This is a genomic window from Leclercia sp. S52, from assembly GCF_039727615.1.
In the GTDB taxonomy this organism is placed as follows: domain Bacteria; phylum Pseudomonadota; class Gammaproteobacteria; order Enterobacterales; family Enterobacteriaceae; genus Enterobacter; species Enterobacter adecarboxylatus_B.
Window position 1 is genome coordinate 3,018,644 of sequence record NZ_CP152474.1, and the last position, 16,179, is coordinate 3,034,822.

The 16,179-nt window shown below is 55.4% G+C and carries 15 protein-coding genes and 2 pseudogenes; 6 read left to right on the forward strand and 11 right to left on the reverse strand.

The features are described 5' to 3' along the window. Positions 1–17: 17 nt before the first annotated feature. The 6 genes and pseudogenes from otsA to AAHB66_RS14590 all read right to left on the reverse strand — a co-directional run bounded on the left by otsA (position 18) and on the right by AAHB66_RS14590 (position 6,845). A pseudogene (otsA, locus tag AAHB66_RS14565) lies at positions 18–1,447 on the reverse strand (alpha,alpha-trehalose-phosphate synthase). Then, positions 1,422–2,228, reverse strand: a complete 807-nt coding sequence (gene otsB / locus AAHB66_RS14570; protein WP_142486260.1) for a trehalose-phosphatase — start codon at positions 2,226–2,228, stop codon at positions 1,422–1,424. Before otsB ends, otsA begins: the two are co-directional and overlap by 26 nt. Before the next feature lie 175 nt (positions 2,229–2,403). Beyond that, complete coding sequence (gene araH, locus AAHB66_RS14575; RefSeq protein WP_142486261.1) at positions 2,404–3,384, reverse strand: arabinose ABC transporter permease AraH; 981 nt, start codon at positions 3,382–3,384, stop codon at positions 2,404–2,406. A 14-nt stretch (positions 3,385–3,398) separates the two neighbouring features. Continuing rightward, the gene (gene araG / locus AAHB66_RS14580) at positions 3,399–4,913 is read right to left on the reverse strand and encodes an L-arabinose ABC transporter ATP-binding protein AraG (protein WP_347113419.1); all 1,515 of its coding nucleotides are present in this window, start codon (positions 4,911–4,913) and stop codon (positions 3,399–3,401) included. 69 nt (positions 4,914–4,982) lie between these two features. Then, the gene (gene araF / locus AAHB66_RS14585; RefSeq protein ID WP_039030864.1) at positions 4,983–5,972 is read right to left on the reverse strand and encodes an arabinose ABC transporter substrate-binding protein AraF; all 990 of its coding nucleotides are present in this window, start codon (positions 5,970–5,972) and stop codon (positions 4,983–4,985) included. Between the two features lie 315 nt (positions 5,973–6,287). Beyond that, positions 6,288–6,845: a DJ-1 family glyoxalase III gene (locus tag AAHB66_RS14590; RefSeq protein WP_347113420.1), complete on the reverse strand. Its 558-nt coding sequence runs from the start codon at positions 6,843–6,845 to the stop codon at positions 6,288–6,290. A gap of 546 nt (positions 6,846–7,391) precedes the next feature. Here AAHB66_RS14590 and AAHB66_RS14595 point away from each other — a divergent pair. After that, positions 7,392–7,895: a non-heme ferritin-like protein gene (locus tag AAHB66_RS14595; protein WP_347113421.1), complete on the forward strand. Its 504-nt coding sequence runs from the start codon at positions 7,392–7,394 to the stop codon at positions 7,893–7,895. Between the two features lie 170 nt (positions 7,896–8,065). After that, the gene (locus tag AAHB66_RS14600) at positions 8,066–9,409 is read left to right on the forward strand and encodes an anaerobic C4-dicarboxylate transporter (RefSeq protein WP_347113422.1); all 1,344 of its coding nucleotides are present in this window, start codon (positions 8,066–8,068) and stop codon (positions 9,407–9,409) included. Positions 9,410–9,489: 80 nt separating this feature from the next. On the opposite strand, the gene AAHB66_RS14605 is transcribed toward AAHB66_RS14600, so the two are convergent. After that, a complete protein-coding gene (locus AAHB66_RS14605; protein ID WP_106993370.1) occupies positions 9,490–9,741 on the reverse strand; it encodes a DUF2766 family protein in 252 nt (83 codons plus the stop codon). A gap of 97 nt (positions 9,742–9,838) precedes the next feature. Continuing rightward, positions 9,839–9,922 carry a stress response protein AzuC gene (gene azuC, locus AAHB66_RS14610; protein WP_098946254.1) on the reverse strand — a complete coding sequence of 28 codons (84 nt, stop codon included), beginning with the start codon at positions 9,920–9,922 and terminating at the stop codon, positions 9,839–9,841. A 212-nt stretch (positions 9,923–10,134) separates the two neighbouring features. Between azuC and AAHB66_RS14615 the strand changes: the two are divergent. Continuing rightward, positions 10,135–11,557, forward strand: a pseudogene (locus AAHB66_RS14615) (MFS transporter). Between the two features lie 44 nt (positions 11,558–11,601). On the opposite strand, the gene AAHB66_RS14620 reads toward AAHB66_RS14615, so the two are convergent. After that, entirely contained in the window at positions 11,602–12,240 is a 639-nt protein-coding gene (locus AAHB66_RS14620) for an RpiB/LacA/LacB family sugar-phosphate isomerase (RefSeq protein ID WP_032612023.1), read from the reverse strand. Between the two features lie 294 nt (positions 12,241–12,534). On the opposite strand from AAHB66_RS14620, the gene yecR reads away from it, so the two are divergent. Together yecR and ftnA are read left to right on the forward strand one after the other, a co-directional pair. Then, complete coding sequence (yecR, locus tag AAHB66_RS14625; protein ID WP_347113423.1) at positions 12,535–12,873, forward strand: YecR family lipoprotein; 339 nt, start codon at positions 12,535–12,537, stop codon at positions 12,871–12,873. Between the two features lie 209 nt (positions 12,874–13,082). Beyond that, positions 13,083–13,580 carry a non-heme ferritin gene (gene ftnA, locus AAHB66_RS14630; RefSeq protein WP_032612027.1) on the forward strand — a complete coding sequence of 166 codons (498 nt, stop codon included), beginning with the start codon at positions 13,083–13,085 and terminating at the stop codon, positions 13,578–13,580. Positions 13,581–13,614: 34 nt separating this feature from the next. On the opposite strand, the gene AAHB66_RS14635 is transcribed toward ftnA, so the two are convergent. Beyond that, positions 13,615–13,854 (reverse strand): YecH family metal-binding protein, encoded by a 240-nt coding sequence (locus tag AAHB66_RS14635; RefSeq protein WP_347113424.1) that lies wholly within the window; start codon positions 13,852–13,854, stop codon positions 13,615–13,617. A 216-nt stretch (positions 13,855–14,070) separates the two neighbouring features. On the opposite strand from AAHB66_RS14635, the gene tyrP reads away from it, so the two are divergent. Next, the gene (tyrP, locus tag AAHB66_RS14640; protein ID WP_347113425.1) at positions 14,071–15,282 is read left to right on the forward strand and encodes a tyrosine transporter TyrP; all 1,212 of its coding nucleotides are present in this window, start codon (positions 14,071–14,073) and stop codon (positions 15,280–15,282) included. A 97-nt stretch (positions 15,283–15,379) separates the two neighbouring features. Here tyrP and AAHB66_RS14645 read toward each other — a convergent pair whose 3' ends face one another. Beyond that, positions 15,380–16,048: a YecA family protein gene (locus AAHB66_RS14645; protein WP_337014558.1), complete on the reverse strand. Its 669-nt coding sequence runs from the start codon at positions 16,046–16,048 to the stop codon at positions 15,380–15,382. Positions 16,049–16,179 lie beyond the last annotated feature (131 nt).

Consider the following 16,179-nt stretch of genomic DNA (forward strand, 5'->3'; position numbering starts at 1 on the left):
GCTGAGTGGAATATTTATCAGGCGAGTTTAGGGAATGTTGCGACCTTTTTTTTGCAGGTTGCTCTCCACGCTGCGAGGAGTGATCTGGTTCAGGTCCGCAATGAAGCGCGCCTGCCAGCGATCGATATCGTTCTCGCGGATTACTTTCATCATATCCGCGTGGCGTGAGATACGCTCCGTGAGCGGCATATTCAGCGCCCGGTGCAGGGCGTTGGCGACATCGTCCCGATCGTAAGGATTGACGATCAGCGCCGAGGTCAGCTCGTTGGCGGCACCGGCAAACTGCGAAAGCACCAGCACGCCCGGGTCGGCCGGATCCTGCGCGGCAACGTACTCCTTCGCCACCAGGTTCATGCCATCACGCAGCGGCGTCACCAGCCCGACGTCGGCATAGCGGAACACCTTCATCAGAATTTTGCGTTCAAAATGCTGGTTGAGATAGAACAGCGGAGTCCAGCCCAGCTGACCGTAGCGGCCGTTGATACGCCCGGCTTCGTTTTCAAGCTGGTGACGGATGTCCTGATAGGCCTGTACTTCACCGCGCGAGGTCGGTGCGATTTGGGTATAGCGGATCTTACCGTGGTGCTCGGGATATTTCTCCAGCAGGGTCTCGTAAGCCTGGAAACGTTCCGGCAGCCCTTTTGAATAATCGAGACGCTCAACGGAAAAGATGTTTTTTACGTTTTTAAGCTCTTCTTTCAGCTGCGCCAGCTTAGGCGGTAGCGGCCCGGAGGCTTGCTCAATAATCTCTTCCGGCTCAATGCCGATAGGATAAACCTCGGTGCGGAAGCGCTTGCCCCATGCGGAGTGCGAGTCATCGTCATGGGCCGTCAGACGCGTTTTGCTGGCTACGCTGTCGAGGAAGGCCAGTCGGTCGTTTTCGGTCTGGAAGCCCAGCAGATCGTAATCACAGAGCTGTTCAAGTAGCTCGTCGCTTGGCGGCAGCGCGTTGAAGATCTCCGGCGTCGGGAACGGAATATGCAGGAAGAAGCCGATGCGGTTGTTCACGCCGCGCTTGCGTAGCTCGCTGGCAAACGGCAGCAGATGGTAATCATGCACCCACACCCTGTCGTCCTGCTGGACTAGCGGCTGCAGCTTATCGGCCAGCAGGCTGTTCACGCGCGAGTAGCCTTCCCAGGCTTCACGCTTAAACTTCACCAGGTCGAGACGATAGTGGAAGGCAGGCCACAGTACGGCGTTGGAGAACTGGCTGTAATACTCATCGTAATTCTGTTCACTGAGATTAAACGAGGCCCAGGTGATGTTCCCGCGCGTCACCTTTTTTTAGCGGTTTGTCCTCGTCACCAATCTCTCCACTCCAGCCAAACCAGAGTCCCCCCCGTACTTTTTAACGCCCCCAGCACCCCTACAGCCAGGCCACCTGCGCTGGCTTTTTTTGTCGTCCGGGGGGAGCGATGCGATTAGAAACTACGATCAAGCGACCCATAAGGTTTTCTCCTGTTAATTTGCGCTATTTCTTTTTCTTGTTGATGGTTAGCGGCTTTTATTACCCATTGCCAGACATCGGGTACCGTTGCCAGCCGCCAGCTGGCTTTGGTCTCACCCGCGCCGACCTTCACTGATACCCCTTTAAGCTGGTTGACCACCTCAAAGCCATGCTCATCGGTCAGGTCATCGCCAAAGAACACCGGCGTTCTGCCGAGGAAAGGCGCTTCATGCATAAAGGCGGAGATAGCTTCACCTTTATGGATGCCCCTCGGTTTGATTTCAACCACGCATTTACCCGGCTGAAGTGACAGCTGCGGGTTGTCATGGACCACCTGTTCCGCCAGGTTAAACACTTCCTTCTCATACTGAGGCGCCTGGCGATAGTGGAGCGCAAACGCCATCCCTTTAGCCTCAAGCTCGGTACCAGGCAGATATAAAAGTGCCGTCGTCAACTGCGCATGCAGCGTCTGGACCAGATCCGGAGGAAGGGTAACGGTTTGCAGATGACCATGGATGTCGCGGCGCTCCGCCCCGTGTACACCGGCAAGCGGAAAACGGTAAGGTCCGGCGAGCTGATCCAGCTCGGCGATTGAACGCCCTGATATCAATGCCAGTGCCCCCTGGTTCAGCTGCGCGAGCTGATTCAGCGCCTCTAACACTTCTACGGGAACTGCCACCTCATCGGGGTGCGGCTTGATAGTTGCCAGGGTCCCGTCGAGGTCAAAAAAGTACGCATAGTTTTCAGTTAGTAACGGCGGTGAAGTTAACGTATCGGCCACCCTGATCCTCCTTACAGTTGGCGAGATGAAAAACTGTTAACATCTCAGTAGCAGTGTAAGTATAGACAGTGTGACGGCGCTCGCCATTTGACAACCCCCTTCCCGCTGCGGCTGGAAAGGGGGTTAAGGTCGCGACTACACTTAAAAGTTAGGTCGCGGAAGGCAGGAAAACGGGTTAAAGGGTACGCTTAGCTTTTTGTTTGTAACGGTCGAAGATCACCGCTGCAAGCAGGATCAGGCCACGTACCACGTACTGCGAGAACGGGGAGATGTTTAACAGGTTCATGGCGTTCTCGACGGTCCCCAGAATCAGGATCCCCGCCACCACATATGAGATTTTTCCGATGCCGCCTTTCAGCGATACGCCGCCTAAAACGCAGGCAGAGATAACGATCAGCTCATAACCGATGGAGGTCATCGGCTGGCCGCTGGTCATACGCGAAGCCAGGATAATCCCCGCCGCCGCCGAGACCAGACCGGAGAGCACGAAGATAATAATCTTGGTGCGAACCACCGGAACACCGGCCAGACGCGCCGCCTCTTCATTACCGCCAATCGCCAGGGTATTACGGCCAAAGGTGGTTCTGTTCAGCAGGAATCCAAAGATAATCAGACAGCCGACGGTCAGCCAGATAGGCGCAGGCAGACCGAGCCAGTTGGCGTAGCCGAGGGTGAAGAAGCGCTCGTCTTCAATCCCCACCGCTTTACCGTCAGAGATGATATAGGCCAGTCCGCGCACGATCTGCATGGTAGCAAGGGTGGTGATCAGGGCGTTGATTTTCAGGCGCGCAATCACGAAGCCGTTCACCAGCCCGCTGAGCACCCCGAGCAGCAGCCCGGCCGCCACGCCAATCCACAGGCTTTCGGTCATGTTGATGACCACCGCGGTCGTTACCCCGGCGCAGGCGATAACCGAGGCCACCGACAGGTCGAAGTCGCCGGACGCCAGGCAGAACAGCATCCCGCAGGCGACCATCCCGGACATGGAGATCGCCAGACCCAGCCCCTTCATATTAATGAAGGTGGCAAAGTTAGGTACAAAGATGGCGCAGCCGAGGAACAGCACGGCGAAGACCACCAGCATGCCGTATTGATCCCAAATCCGCCCAAAGCTGAAGGCCGATTTCGGCGCTCCGGATGTAGTGACAGAGGACATCTTATTCTCCTTACTCAGGCGACAGCCTGGCTGACTTTAGGCATGGCGAGGCTTAACGCCTGCTGTTCATTCGCCTGTTCATGAAGCAATTCACCGGCAATGGCCCCCTCACGCATCACCACGATACGGTCGGCCACACCCAGCACTTCCGGCAGGTCGCTGGAGGCGAAGAGCACCGCCACGCCACGTTTTGCCAGTGCGTAAATCACGTTATAAATTTCGTGCTTCGCCCCCACGTCGATACCGCGGGTCGGTTCATCCAGCAGGATCACCTTCATCTCTTCCGACAGCCAGCGGCCAAGGATCGCCTTCTGCTGGTTCCCGCCGGAGAGGTTCATGATCAGCTGCTCCGCGCCCGGGGTTTTGATGTTGAGCGAGCGAATGTGGTGATCGGCATTGCTGACCTCCCAGGTATCGTTAATCAGACACCCGGCGCGAATGGTCTTACGGCGCGCCGAGATGTTGATGTTGTCCCGCACCGAGTGCACCGGGATAATCCCTTCGGCTTTACGGTCTTCCGGGCAGAGCATCATCCCCGCGCGAATGGCGTGCGCCGGTTTCTGAATATCGACCGGCTGACCGTCAATAAACACCTGGCCGCCGGTGATGCGGGTCCCGCCAAACAGCCCTTTCATCAGCTCGCTGCGCCCTGCCCCCACCAGCCCGAACAGGCCGACGATCTCACCGCTGCGCACGGTGAGGCTGATTGGCGTGCGCACGCCCGGGGCTTTCACCTCGTCCAGACGCAGCAGCTCGCCGCCGTACTGGCGCGGCTCCCAGTGGTAGATATCCCCCAGCTCACGGCCCACCATCGCCTGCACCAGCTGATCGTGGTTGACCTGCTGCATGTCGGTGAAGGTACGAACATAGCGGCCATCTTTGAAGACGGTGATGGCATCGCTGAGGGCGAAGATCTCTTCCATACGGTGCGACACGTACAGAATGATGCGCCCCTCTTTACGCAGCTCGCGGATCACCCGGAACAGGTTCTCGATTTCGCGCGCCGACAGCGAGCTGGTCGGTTCATCAAAGGCGATGACTTTGGCATTGCGCGCCAGCGCTTTGGCGATTTCCACCATCTGCCACTGGCCGATGGAGAGATATTTGAGCGGGGTCTGCGGGTCGATATCGAGCCCGAGGTGCTTCAGCTGCAGGCCGGCTTCATAGTTAAGCAGCGAACGGTTCACAAAGCCGCCCTTATGCGGCAGCTGCCCGAGGTAGATGTTTTCCGCCACCGTCATCTCCGGCACCAGATGCAGCTCCTGGTAGATGATGGCGACGCCGGCGTTCAGCGCGGCTGTGGTGTCCGCAAAGGCGACCTCTTTGCCCTGTAACGCCAGGGTGCCCGTAGTGGGGGCATAGTTGCCGCTGAGGATCTTCAGCAGCGTGGATTTTCCAGCGCCGTTCTCCCCCATCAGGGCATGAACCTGACCCGCATAGCAGTCAAAGCTGATGTCGGTCAACGCATTGACACCGGGAAAGGTTTTGCCGATGCCGCGAAATGAGAGATACGGTTCAGACTGTTGCATAACGTCTCCGAGGATCGAGTAGTGAACGTCTGGCCCCCCCTGTCTTCCGGGGGGCGCAATCACAGTAAATTACTTACCGCCCAGTCCTTTTTTCTCCAGCTCGGCTTTGAAGTTGTCACGGGTGATCAGCACCACGTCGGTCACTTCAGTAAATTTCGCTGGCTCTGCCCCTTTGGTCACCCAGTTGTAGAGCATTTCGCTGGATTTGTAGCCGTGAACGTCCGGGCTTGGCAGCAGGGAACCGTAGAAGCCGGTCGCCTGTGCTTTAGAGAGTTCGCTCACCGCGTCCACGCCGTTGATGCCGATACCGATCACGTCTGCTGCTTTGAAGCCCTGGCCTTCGGTAGCGCGCACGCCGCCGAGCACGGTGTTGTCGTTCATCCCGACCACCAGCCAGTGTTTCACTTCAGAGTGCTGAACCAGCATGGAGTTGGCCGCATCGAAGGCGCCCGGGATATCGTTAGATTTGGTAGGCACTTTGTAGATCTGTTTTTCCGGGAAGCCGGCCGCTTTCAGGGCATCCATCGAACCGGTGGTACGACGGCGGGCGGTATCCAGCTCATCGGCGGTAATGGCCATCACGGCGGTGTCTTTCACATCCCAGCCGCGTTTTTGCATCTCTTTATACAGCTCCTGGCCCTGACGCTCGCCGATTTTGGTCGCCGCCATCATCACCAGTGGCACGGTATCCATTGGCGCGCCTTTGGCGTTGACGAACTGATCGTCCACTGCGATGACCTTCATGTCGTAGCCGCGCGCTTTCGCCACGATAGCGGAGCCCAGTTTTGGATCCGGAGTACAGATGACAAACCCTTTCGCGCCGCTGGCCGCCAGGCTATCGATAGCGTTCAGCGTTTTTTCACCGTCCGGCACGGCAATTTTGATCACCTCAAAGCCCAAATCTTTCCCGGCTTTGTCAGCGAATTTCCACTCCGTCTGGAACCACGGCTCTTCCGGCTGCTTCACCAGGAAACCGAGCTTCAGGTTCTCTGCCATAGCGGATTGTGACATAACGGCAGCCAGACCGATGGCCGCCAGCGCTTTAGTAAATTTGTGCATGGTTAACTCCAGCTTTAGCGTTCTAATTTGTAGGGAAACAACATCTCAATTCTGCTTAATCGGACTTAAAACAAGGCATTAGCGCCAGGCGTATTTAAAGCGCATTTGCTTGAGATAGTTTTAGCGGGAAATTAATCATCCATAAGAGAGCGCCATCACACCGCAGAATTACAGTAATTGCGTACATACATTCAGCGAAAAAAGACATAAATACGGAAGGATTTGTCAGACAATTCGGAAGGGGGAAAGCAGATTAGTCCATAAGATCAGCTAAGATATCCTTGTTAGCCGGGCGCATACACGCCCGGGGAGATCTTACCAGGGATAGTAGATGTGATCGGCGTGGTCGCGCACCGGCGCTTCATCGCCCAACAGGCGCGCAGAGAGGGTCAGCGCGAAGTCAAAGGCAAGGCCCAGACCTTTGCCGCTGATGAGATTGCCATCTTCCACCACCGGGGCATCGACATACACCCCGTCTTCGACGCCCTGCCAGAGATCGCCCGAACAGACGTAGCGACGCCCTTTCAGCAAGCCGTTCCCACCCAGCACGCGTGCGGCGGCGGAACAGATTGGCGCGATAATTTTGCCCGCTTCGTCATGGACGGCGATAAAACGCACCACCTCAGCGCTGGCGGCGAGGTTAACGCTGCCCTGCGGACCGCCCGGCAGGACCACGGCGTCGTAGTAAGTATTGATTCTCTCGCTCAGGGTGTTATCCGCGACCATCGGAATATTATGGTAGCTCACCACCGCGCGCGACCCGGCGCAGGCCAGGGTTTCTACCTCAATGTTAAGACGGCGCAGGATATCAATGGTGATGATCGCTTCCGCCTCTTCAAATCCGGGTGCCAGCAGCACCGCAACCTTTGCCATACGAACTCCGCTAGATAGAAAGATAAAACATTGTTTCATTTTCACAGAGTGCCGTGCGGTAAACTCCATGCCGGATCACATATCGCACTATTTTTCGCAAAAATGATCCTGCGCAATTTTCATCAGGTGTAAGTTTTTATTAATTCCTGGAATTATCTCTATTCCGTTCGGCAGGAATAATTATAAATTTATTTGCTAAGCACATATTTCGCTGCTACCCGGAAAAACATCAAATATCGTAAACAATATAATTGCGTTAAATTTATACAAAATATTATAAATCAATTAGTTACGCACTAACCTCTTCTGTCCAGATCTCTCCAAATCCTTCACTGTTTTTAATTCCTGATGGGAAGTAAGGTTTAGTAAGAATATATTTATAAGGATTTTCTTATAAAGCAGTCGCTGTTATGATGAATTTTACCCGATGCCTGAAATGAATATGGGATCACATACAGGGAAAACAGAATGCTTTTATTCTGAAGTGAACTATCGTTAATGATGATTATTTTTTAGGTTACATAAACGAAGAAAAAGGGAATGGATATGGCTGTCTCGGATATGATTACCAGGCTCAATACGCAGATGAACCTTGAGTTTCACGCGTCAAATCTCTCATTACACCTCAGCGAGTGGTGTTCAGAACATCAGTTAACCGGTTCCGCGACTTTCCTGCGCATTCAGGCGCAGAGCAACGTCACGCAAATGATGCGCGTTTTTGATTTTCTGAAAGCATCAGGCGCCATGCCGGTGCTGAAACCCGTCGATATGTCTGATGAAGCGTGTGATTGCCTGGAAGCGGTTTTCCAGCGCACGCTGGAAGAGTATGAGCAACGCTCTCTGACGCTGAATCAGTTAGCGGATGAAGCGCGGAAAATGAAAGATCTCTCCACGCTTAACTTCCTGCACGATATTGAAAAAGAGCAGCTGCAGGATGGGGTATTACTGAAAACCGTCCTCGATGAAGTTCGCCAGGCGCGCCGCACCGGCATGGGTCTGGAACAGACCGATCGCCACCTGCTTAACGTCGTCAACTGCCAGCACCACTGATCCTGCTTATCGCCTGACTTACCCGGCCTGTGCCGGGTAATTTTGTTACAAAATTGCAACCAACCCCTTGCTTTTATTAATTTTTAACAAATCCGATCTGGCTCCCACCGAATAACCCTTCTCCGTGTAATGATTTGCGAAAATTTCATTTTCACAGACGAAGGATACGTATGATTACCGTTGAATTTATTGTCATTATTCTGTGCCTGCTCATTGGTACCCGGTTCGGTGGCATGGGGCTGGGGCTGATAAGCGGCATTGGCCTGTTTATTCTCAGCTTTGTCTTTGGGCTTCAGCCCGGTAAGCCTCCGGTGGATGTCATGCTGACGATCCTCGCGGTCATTGGCTGTGCGGCTACGCTGCAAACGGCCGGAGGTCTGAACGTGATGATGCAGTTTGCCGAACGGCTGCTGCGTCGGCATCCACAACACATCACCCTGCTCGCCCCTTTCACCACCTGGATGCTGACCTTCCTGTGCGGAACCGGCCATGTGGTCTATACCATGTTCCCGATCATCGCCGATATCGCGCTGAAAAAAGGTATCCGCCCGGAGCGCCCGATGGCGGTGGCGTCCATTGCCTCGCAGATGGCGATTACCGCCTCTCCGGTATCGGTCGCCGTTGTCTCGCTGATGTCGATTCTTGCCGCGCAGCACGGGGTCGGCCAGGCCTTTGGCATTCTGCAGATCCTCGCCATTTCGGTCCCGGCTTCGCTGGCGGGGGTAGCGATTGCCGCTCTGTGGAGTCTGCGCCGCGGCAAGGATCTGGCCGACGACGAAGAGTTTCAGGCCCGGCTGCAGGATCCCGAGCAGCGTAAGTTTATCTATGGCAGTACCGACACCTTAATGAATCAGCGTTTCCCGAAACAGGCCTACTGGTCTACGTGGATCTTCTTCGCCGGGATTGCCGTCGTGGTGCTGCTGGGCGCCCTGCCCGAGCTGCGTCCGGCCTTTGAGGTGAAAGGCAAGCTGACGGCGCTGTCGATGAACCTGGTGATCCAGATGATGATGCTGATTGCCGGGGCCGTGATGCTGATGGTGTGCAAAGTGAATGCTGCGTCCATTTCAAACGGGGCGGTGTTTAAGGCCGGGATGGTGGCGATCTTCTCGGTCTTTGGCGTGGCGTGGATGAGCGATACCTTTTTCCAGGCGCATCTGGATGAGCTGAAGATGGCCCTTGAGGGGGTGGTGAAAAGCCATCCCTGGACCTACGCCATCGTGCTGTTCCTGGTCTCGAAGCTGGTGAACAGCCAGGCGGCAGCGCTGACCGCGGTCGCGCCGATGGGGTTAATGCTGGGGATCGATCCGAAGATGCTGATTGCTTTCTTCCCGGCGTCTTACGGCTATTTCGTTTTGCCGACCTACCCCAGCGACCTCGCCTGCATCGGCTTTGACCGCTCGGGCACCACGCGCATCGGCAAGTTTATTATCAACCACAGCTTTATTCTGCCGGGGCTTATCGGGGTGAGCTGTGCCTGTGCGGTGAGCTATCTGCTGGTGCAGACCTTCCTGTAATCCTCATGCCGGGCGACCCTGGGTCGCCCGTTCACAAAATTCTCATAAAACCATTTCTAAATTCAAAACGTCGGTTTATTTTAGTGAGACTCGCCCTGCGGCGTGAACTTCAGTTCAATCAGTGCAATGGCTTTCTGAACCGCACGCAGCGTGACCGGGTCAGCCGACGCAGGATTGCTGGCGAAATCGATGTTTCTGAGCTGGCTGGACATCTTCTCGCGCACCTCTGCGGGGGCGATGATTTCAATCACATCAAGGATTTGTTTGATGACCAGCTGGCATGCAACAACGTCAGAGATCAGTTCCTGATCGGCACTCAGGTTTTGAGACATAGGCTTCTCCTGTTTGAAAGGCCGCCATAGTAGCAAAACGCCCGCCCGGATGCGGCCTGCAGGCACAAAAAAACCTGCCGAAGCAGGTTTTTTCTTATCAGAACATCGCGCCTGGCGGTACGTCCTTAAAGGTCTTGCAGTAGGATTCGAACATGCTTTTCAGGATTTTGCGCAATTTCATCATTATGCTCCGGCTAAATGTTATGCAGGTGTTATCGTTGATGCGCTTATAATATGACCTCCATCACAAAAATCAATTATTTTGTGATATTCATCACGGCAGTTTATTTAAAATAAAACAGTGTTCCTGTTAAAAATAAAAACAAATCATGTAATTAGCAGCGTGTTTGTTCCTGTAAATTTTTAAAAAAAATTTTAAGTGGCAGAGGAAAAATGACCGAAAACATCTCCGGTAAAGCGGCCAGCGGGATCTCTCCCGCAGCGCTGTTGGTGGCTGGTGCCTTCTTTATGGAGTTTCTCGACGGGACGGTGATCGCCACCGCCCTGCCCGATATGGCGAGAAGCTTTGGTGTGCAGGCGGTGGATCTCAACATCGGCATCAGCGCCTATCTTATCACCCTGGCGGTGCTGATCCCCGCCAGCGGCTGGATCGCCGACCGCTTTGGTGCCCGCAAAGTCTTCACCCTGGCGCTGGCGATCTTTACCCTTGCCTCGGTGCTGTGCGGCCTCGCCACCAGCGTCGATCAGTTTGTCGCCATGCGCGTCCTGCAGGGGATGGGCGGCGCGCTGATGGTGCCGGTTGGGCGGCTGGCGGTGCTGCGCACCACCCCGAAACATCTGCTGATCACCGCCATCGCCACCCTCACCTGGCCCGCGCTGGTGGCACCGATCATCGGCCCGCCGCTGGGGGGGCTTTATTACCAGCTATGCCAACTGGCGCTGGATCTTCTTTATTAACGTGCCGCTGGGGCTGATTGCCATCGTGCTGGCGCTGCGCATTATCCCGGACATCTATGAAGAGACCCGCCGCCCGTTCGACACCCCGGGCTTTATCGCCACCTCGGTAGCGATGGTGAGCCTGGTTTGTGCCATGGAGATGATGGGGGCGCAGGAGGTGAATACGGTAATCACCTTCGCGTTGCTGGCTATCGGCGTGGTCACCTTGATCTATGCCCTGCGGCATTTCAGGCGCACCGAATGGCCGATGATCCGCCTTGACGCCCTGCAGGTGCCCACCTTTCGCGTGACGATGTACGGTGGGTCACTGTTTCGCGCCTCCATCAGCGCCGTGCCCTTTTTGCTGCCGCTGCTGTTCCAGGTGGGATTCGGCATGGATGCATTCCACTCCGGTTTGCTGGTGCTGGCGGTATTTGTCGGCAACCTGACCATCAAACCGGCAACCACGCCGCTGATACGCGGGCTGGGGTTTAAAAAGCTGCTGCTGATCAACGGGGCGCTGAACGTGCTGGCCCTGCTGGCCTGTGCCTTCCTGACCCCGCAAACGCCGGTGTGGGTGATCATGCTGGTGCTCTATCTGGGTGGGGTATTCCGTTCCATTCAGTTTACCGCCATCAGCACCCTCGCCTTTGCCGACGTCCCTTCCCCGCAGATGAGCTATGCCAACACCCTGTTCTCAACTGCCACCCAGCTGGCGGTGGGGCTGGGGATCACCCTTGGGGCTATCGGGATCCGCATCGGAGAGCTGTGCAGCGAGATGCTGGGGATAGAGGCGCTACCGGGGATCGGCTTCCGGCTGGCGTTTGTGGCGATTGCGTTGGTTTGTCTGCTGGGGATGGTCGATACCCTGCGGCTGGTGAAAGATGCCGGCAGCGCGGTATCCAGAAAGCGGGCATAAAAAAAAGCCAGCATAAGCTGGCTTTTTTTACTGGTGCTGGCAACTTAGCCGATAATACCGCGGACGAAGGCTTCGATCTCTTTATCCTGGCAGTTCTCGAAGAAGCACTGCTGGAAACGCTGGCCGGTCACTGCCGTTTTGACCAGCTCTGGATCGATAGCGCGCAGGGTGTCGAGATAGTTCTCTTTAACCACCGCGGCTTTCACCTGGTTCAGGATGCCGGCGTTACGAACCTGCGGCTCTTTACGCTCTGGCGGATAACCTTCGCCGTTACGACCGGTGAAAGCTTTTTCGAAGATGAAGCGAACGTTCAGCTCTGCGCCCCAGCCAAAGCCTTTGGCGAACGGCAGGGAGAGCGCGTTGCCGTTGTTGATCTGGGCGAACAGGAAGGCGTCCGCCGGATCGATGCAGTAGCCGCACACTACGCCCGGGTGGATGTTCAGGGACATCAGCGCGCCCTGGCCGGTACCGCAGCCGGTCACGACGAAATCAACCGCTTTCGAGTTCAGCAGAATGCTCGCCATGATCCCCAGATGAATATAGGTCAGGTGATGATCGTTTTCGTCGCTCATCCCAACGTTGTAGACCGGGAAACCTTTCTCTTCAGCAACGGCGTTCAATTCCTTGAGGATGATGGCGTTTTTTGGCGCCTGGCTGTTTTCCATCATCAGTGCAATTTTCATTCTTCGTCTCCTGAATGCGATGCGGGGCACCCCGCTGTGAATAGCTTACCTGTTCAACCTTACTACTAAGCAAACACACTTTCAAATTAAGTGAAAAATAGTTTCAAAAAACAAAGATGCGCTCACAATTTTGTACTCAGGCGCGTTTTTGCCACCGGGAGATAAAGGGATGGCATATGATTGAAGGAGCCGGGGGCTCGTGGCAAAGAGAAGGGGCAGAACAGGTGCTTAATCCTGGCATTGCGGCGCACATCAGCCGCTAGTATAGATTATTTAACGCATACAGAGTGTTCTATGAAGAGATTATGCACTGGCGGCCTGCTCCTGTTACTGGCGGGCTGTGGCGTTACCCGGCAAGCAGAAGTCAGCAGCGTCGACGTGACGTCAGGTGTCGTCATGCTCAATTACGATCAGGCCATGTTGCAGAACGCCCGCTATGACGACTACGTCACCAGCGGCACCGCGACCCGTGAATGCCAGGCGATGGGCTACAGCACGGCCATGGCCTACGGTCAGCCGGTTAAAACCTGTAGCCTGATCAGCGGCTCGCTATGCCTCAATGAAACCATGACCATCCAGTATAAGTGTTATGGCTATGCTCCGCCGCTCGTCGTTACGACCTCCGCATATTAATGATTCCATTGCCAGCGATCCCGCTGGCAATAATATTTTAAACACGAAACAGAATAATTCTCATTAATATATTTATATTACCCGCAATGCGTTTTATTCCCATTCGTATTATGATTGTTTAAATATTTATTTTACTTTTTGCAAATAAATAAATAACAAATTATAGTGACGCTCACGTTGACCAGTGAATAATAATACGGAGCTACACCATGCTTAAAACTGAAATGATCGACAAGCTTAATGAGCAAATGAATCTGGAGCTTTACTCCTCCCTGCTCTATCAGCAGATGAGCGCCTGGTGTAGCTATCACAGTTTTGAAGGCGCAGCGGCATTTATGCGCCGTCACGCGCAGGAAGAGATGACCCACATGCAGCGTCTCTTTGATTATCTTACCGATACCGGCAGCCTGCCACGCATCACACCGGTGGCCTCGCCGTTTGCAGAATACGCCTCGCTGGACGAACTGTTCCGCGCCACTTACGAGCACGAGCAGCTGATCACCCAGAAAATTAACGAACTGGTTCATGCCGCGATGACCAGCCAGGATTATGGCACCTTTAATTTCCTGCAGTGGTATGTGGCAGAACAACACGAAGAAGAGAAGCTGTTTAAATCCGTTCTCGATAAACTTTCCCTGGCCGGGAAATCGGGTGAAGGTCTGTACTTTATTGATAAAGAGCTGTCGACGCTCGATGCACAAAATTAATATTACTGCGGCGCCTTCTGGCGCCGCGTTATTTTTAATGACGACAAATTTTACTTTCGTGAGTTGAAAAACCGCTATCCAGCGGAATAAATTTTCCCCGTGCCGCCAGAAAAGCAACCAGCTCCGCCGCGGTCATTTCCGCTGCCGAACAGGTGTGAAAACGCGCTTCCTCACCAAACCGCGCGATAATTGCCGCCACCAGACTCTCTTCGGTGTACTGCGCACCGGAATCAATCATCATCGTCAGCACATCGTGCCCGTGAATGGATGCCATAAACCCTCCTGAGTGAAAGGCACAGCCTGACACATCCCTTCCCTGCACGCCTTGCGCTGGCGCAGGAATCCCTTTCGATTTCCTTGCCCGCGGCGTCTGATTAATTGCGTAAAGTTTAAATTACAGGCGTTGTAACGCCGGTTTGACGAACCTGCATTTTTCCCTTACGCTGCGCCGCAGATTTTGTCGCGATAGTGCAAGGCCGTAGAGGAAAACGTGAAGAACAGAACGCTGGGAAGTATTTTCATCGTCGCCGGAACGACGATTGGGGCTGGAATGCTGGCGATGCCGCTGGCGGCAGCGGGCGTCGGGTTTGGCGTCACGCTGGTGTTACTGGGCGTGCTCTGGGCGCTGATGTGTTACACCGCCCTGCTGCTGCTCGAAGTGTATCAGCACGTTCCCGCCGATACCGGACTGGGGTCCCTGGCCGGGCGCTATCTGGGCCGCTTCGGCCAGTGGATAACCGGCTTCAGCATGATGTTCCTGATGTATGCCCTCACCGCAGCCTACATCAGCGGCGCGGGCGAGCTTATCGCCTCCAGCGTTAACGACTGGTTCAACGCCGATATCTCCCCCACCACCGGGGTGATCTTCTTCACCCTGATCGGCGGCGGCGTGGTCTGCGTGGGTACCTCGCTGGTGGATCTGTTCAACCGTTTCCTCTTCTCGGCAAAAATACTCTTCCTGGTGGTGATGCTGGCGCTGCTGGCCCCGCACATTCATAAGGTCAACTTACTGACCCTGCCGCTGGAGAAAGGGCTGGCGCTGTCGGCCATCCCGGTGATTTTTACCTCCTTTGGTTTTCACGGCAGCGTGCCGAGCATCGTCAGCTATATGAATGGCAACGTGCGCAAGCTGCGCTGGATCTTTATTACCGGCAGCGCCATCCCGCTGGTGGCCTATATCTTCTGGCAACTGGTGACCCTCGGCAGCATCAACTCATCGACCTTTATGGGAATGCTGGCCAGCCATTCCGGCCTGAACGGGCTGCTGCAGGCCCTGCGTGAAGTGGTCGCGTCGCCGCACGTGGAGCTGGCGGTGCACCTGTTTGCCGACCTCGCCCTGGCGACCTCGTTCCTCGGCGTGGCGCTGGGCCTGTTCGATTACCTTGCCGACCTGTTCCAGCGCAGCCGCACCGTTAGCGGACGTATTCAGACCGGGGCGATCACCTTCCTGCCGCCGCTGGCCTTTGCGCTGTTCTATCCGCGTGGGTTTGTCATGGCGCTGGGGTATGCCGGGGTGGCGCTGGCGGTGCTGGCGCTGCTGCTACCGTCGCTGCTGGTCTGGCAGAGCCGTAAGCATCATCCTGAAGGTGATTACCGGGTGCCCGGCGGGAAACCGGCGCTGTGTCTGGTCTTCGCCTGCGGGATTGCGATCATTCTGGTGCAGTTCGGGATTGCAGCGGGGCTGTTGCCGGAAGTGGGATAACGTGCATTAATGCCCGGCGGCGCTTCGCTTGCGCGGGCCTACGAGAGGGTTTTGTAGGCCGGGTAAGCGAAGCGCCACCCGGCAGAAATGCGCGCGGTTAATGCAGACAGCAGTTCTTGAATTTTTTACCGCTGCCGCACGGGCAGGGATCGTTGCGACCGACTTTGGTGCCGTTGATCACCGGCTGCTGGGCGACCGGCTCCTGCGGGTTGGCAATCCAGTAGTTGTACAGACGCAGCGCCGCCGGACGAATATTCTCAATGCTCTGCTGGAACTCCTCTTCGCTGAAGCTATCCAGACGCTCGAAGTTCTCTTCGGAGCCGTGGAGGGCAATCAAATCCAGATCGGCACGCAGGGATTCCGGCAGGGATGACCAGTCGGTCAACGCCACGCCGCGCATATAGCCGAAGCACCACTCTTCCACCACGGTATAGGTTTCACCCTCGACATCATTCATGCCGAACATAGGTTCAAACTGATCCGGGTAGTCGCTCAGGCGCTCGGCGATATCGTTCATGTGCTTGAAGCAGAGATCGATGAAGCGGTTCATCTCGCGATCGTTCTTCCAGCGCGGAATGTATTTTTCGCCACCCCACACCGCCACCAGCCAGCGGTCCGGCTCTACCACCACCGGGCCGGACAGCACCGCGGTCAGCATCCCGTCGAGCTCCGAGACGTCCATCACGGACTCGCCGTCATGACCGTAGGTCATTAAGGTCTCTTCCAGCCACTCCATTTCGGTTTCGTTTAACGGGCCTTCGGTCATGGGTAAATCTCCTGCAGAATAGAATTGCGTGCAGGGTAACACAGAAACTCCGCCAAACGGGCCCTTTCCCCTGGTGTTCCCGGGCGCTTTCGTGGTGCAAAACGGTTCAAATCGTGACCGTTGCACAACTT

Bases quoted from the DNA above. Each gene is read 5' to 3' on its own strand.
- AAHB66_RS14590 (WP_347113420.1), bottom strand. From the start codon at position 6,845: ATGGCAAAGGTTGCGGTGCTGCTGGCACCCGGATTTGAAGAGGCGGAA.
- AAHB66_RS14620 (WP_032612023.1), bottom strand. From the start codon at position 12,240: ATGAAAATTGCACTGATGATGGAAAACAGCCAGGCGCCAAAAAACGCC.
- araG (WP_347113419.1), bottom strand. From the start codon at position 4,913: ATGCAACAGTCTGAACCGTATCTCTCATTTCGCGGCATCGGCAAAACC.
- araF (WP_039030864.1), bottom strand. From the start codon at position 5,972: ATGCACAAATTTACTAAAGCGCTGGCGGCCATCGGTCTGGCTGCCGTT.
- yecR (WP_347113423.1), top strand. From the start codon at position 12,535: ATGAAGAGATTATGCACTGGCGGCCTGCTCCTGTTACTGGCGGGCTGT.
- AAHB66_RS14605 (WP_106993370.1), bottom strand. From the start codon at position 9,741: ATGTCTCAAAACCTGAGTGCCGATCAGGAACTGATCTCTGACGTTGTT.
- AAHB66_RS14600 (WP_347113422.1), top strand. From the start codon at position 8,066: ATGATTACCGTTGAATTTATTGTCATTATTCTGTGCCTGCTCATTGGT.
- AAHB66_RS14645 (WP_337014558.1), bottom strand. From the start codon at position 16,048: ATGACCGAAGGCCCGTTAAACGAAACCGAAATGGAGTGGCTGGAAGAG.
- AAHB66_RS14635 (WP_347113424.1), bottom strand. From the start codon at position 13,854: ATGGCATCCATTCACGGGCACGATGTGCTGACGATGATGATTGATTCC.
- ftnA (WP_032612027.1), top strand. From the start codon at position 13,083: ATGCTTAAAACTGAAATGATCGACAAGCTTAATGAGCAAATGAATCTG.
- araH (WP_142486261.1), bottom strand. From the start codon at position 3,384: ATGTCCTCTGTCACTACATCCGGAGCGCCGAAATCGGCCTTCAGCTTT.
- AAHB66_RS14595 (WP_347113421.1), top strand. From the start codon at position 7,392: ATGGCTGTCTCGGATATGATTACCAGGCTCAATACGCAGATGAACCTT.
- azuC (WP_098946254.1), bottom strand. From the start codon at position 9,922: ATGAAATTGCGCAAAATCCTGAAAAGCATGTTCGAATCCTACTGCAAG.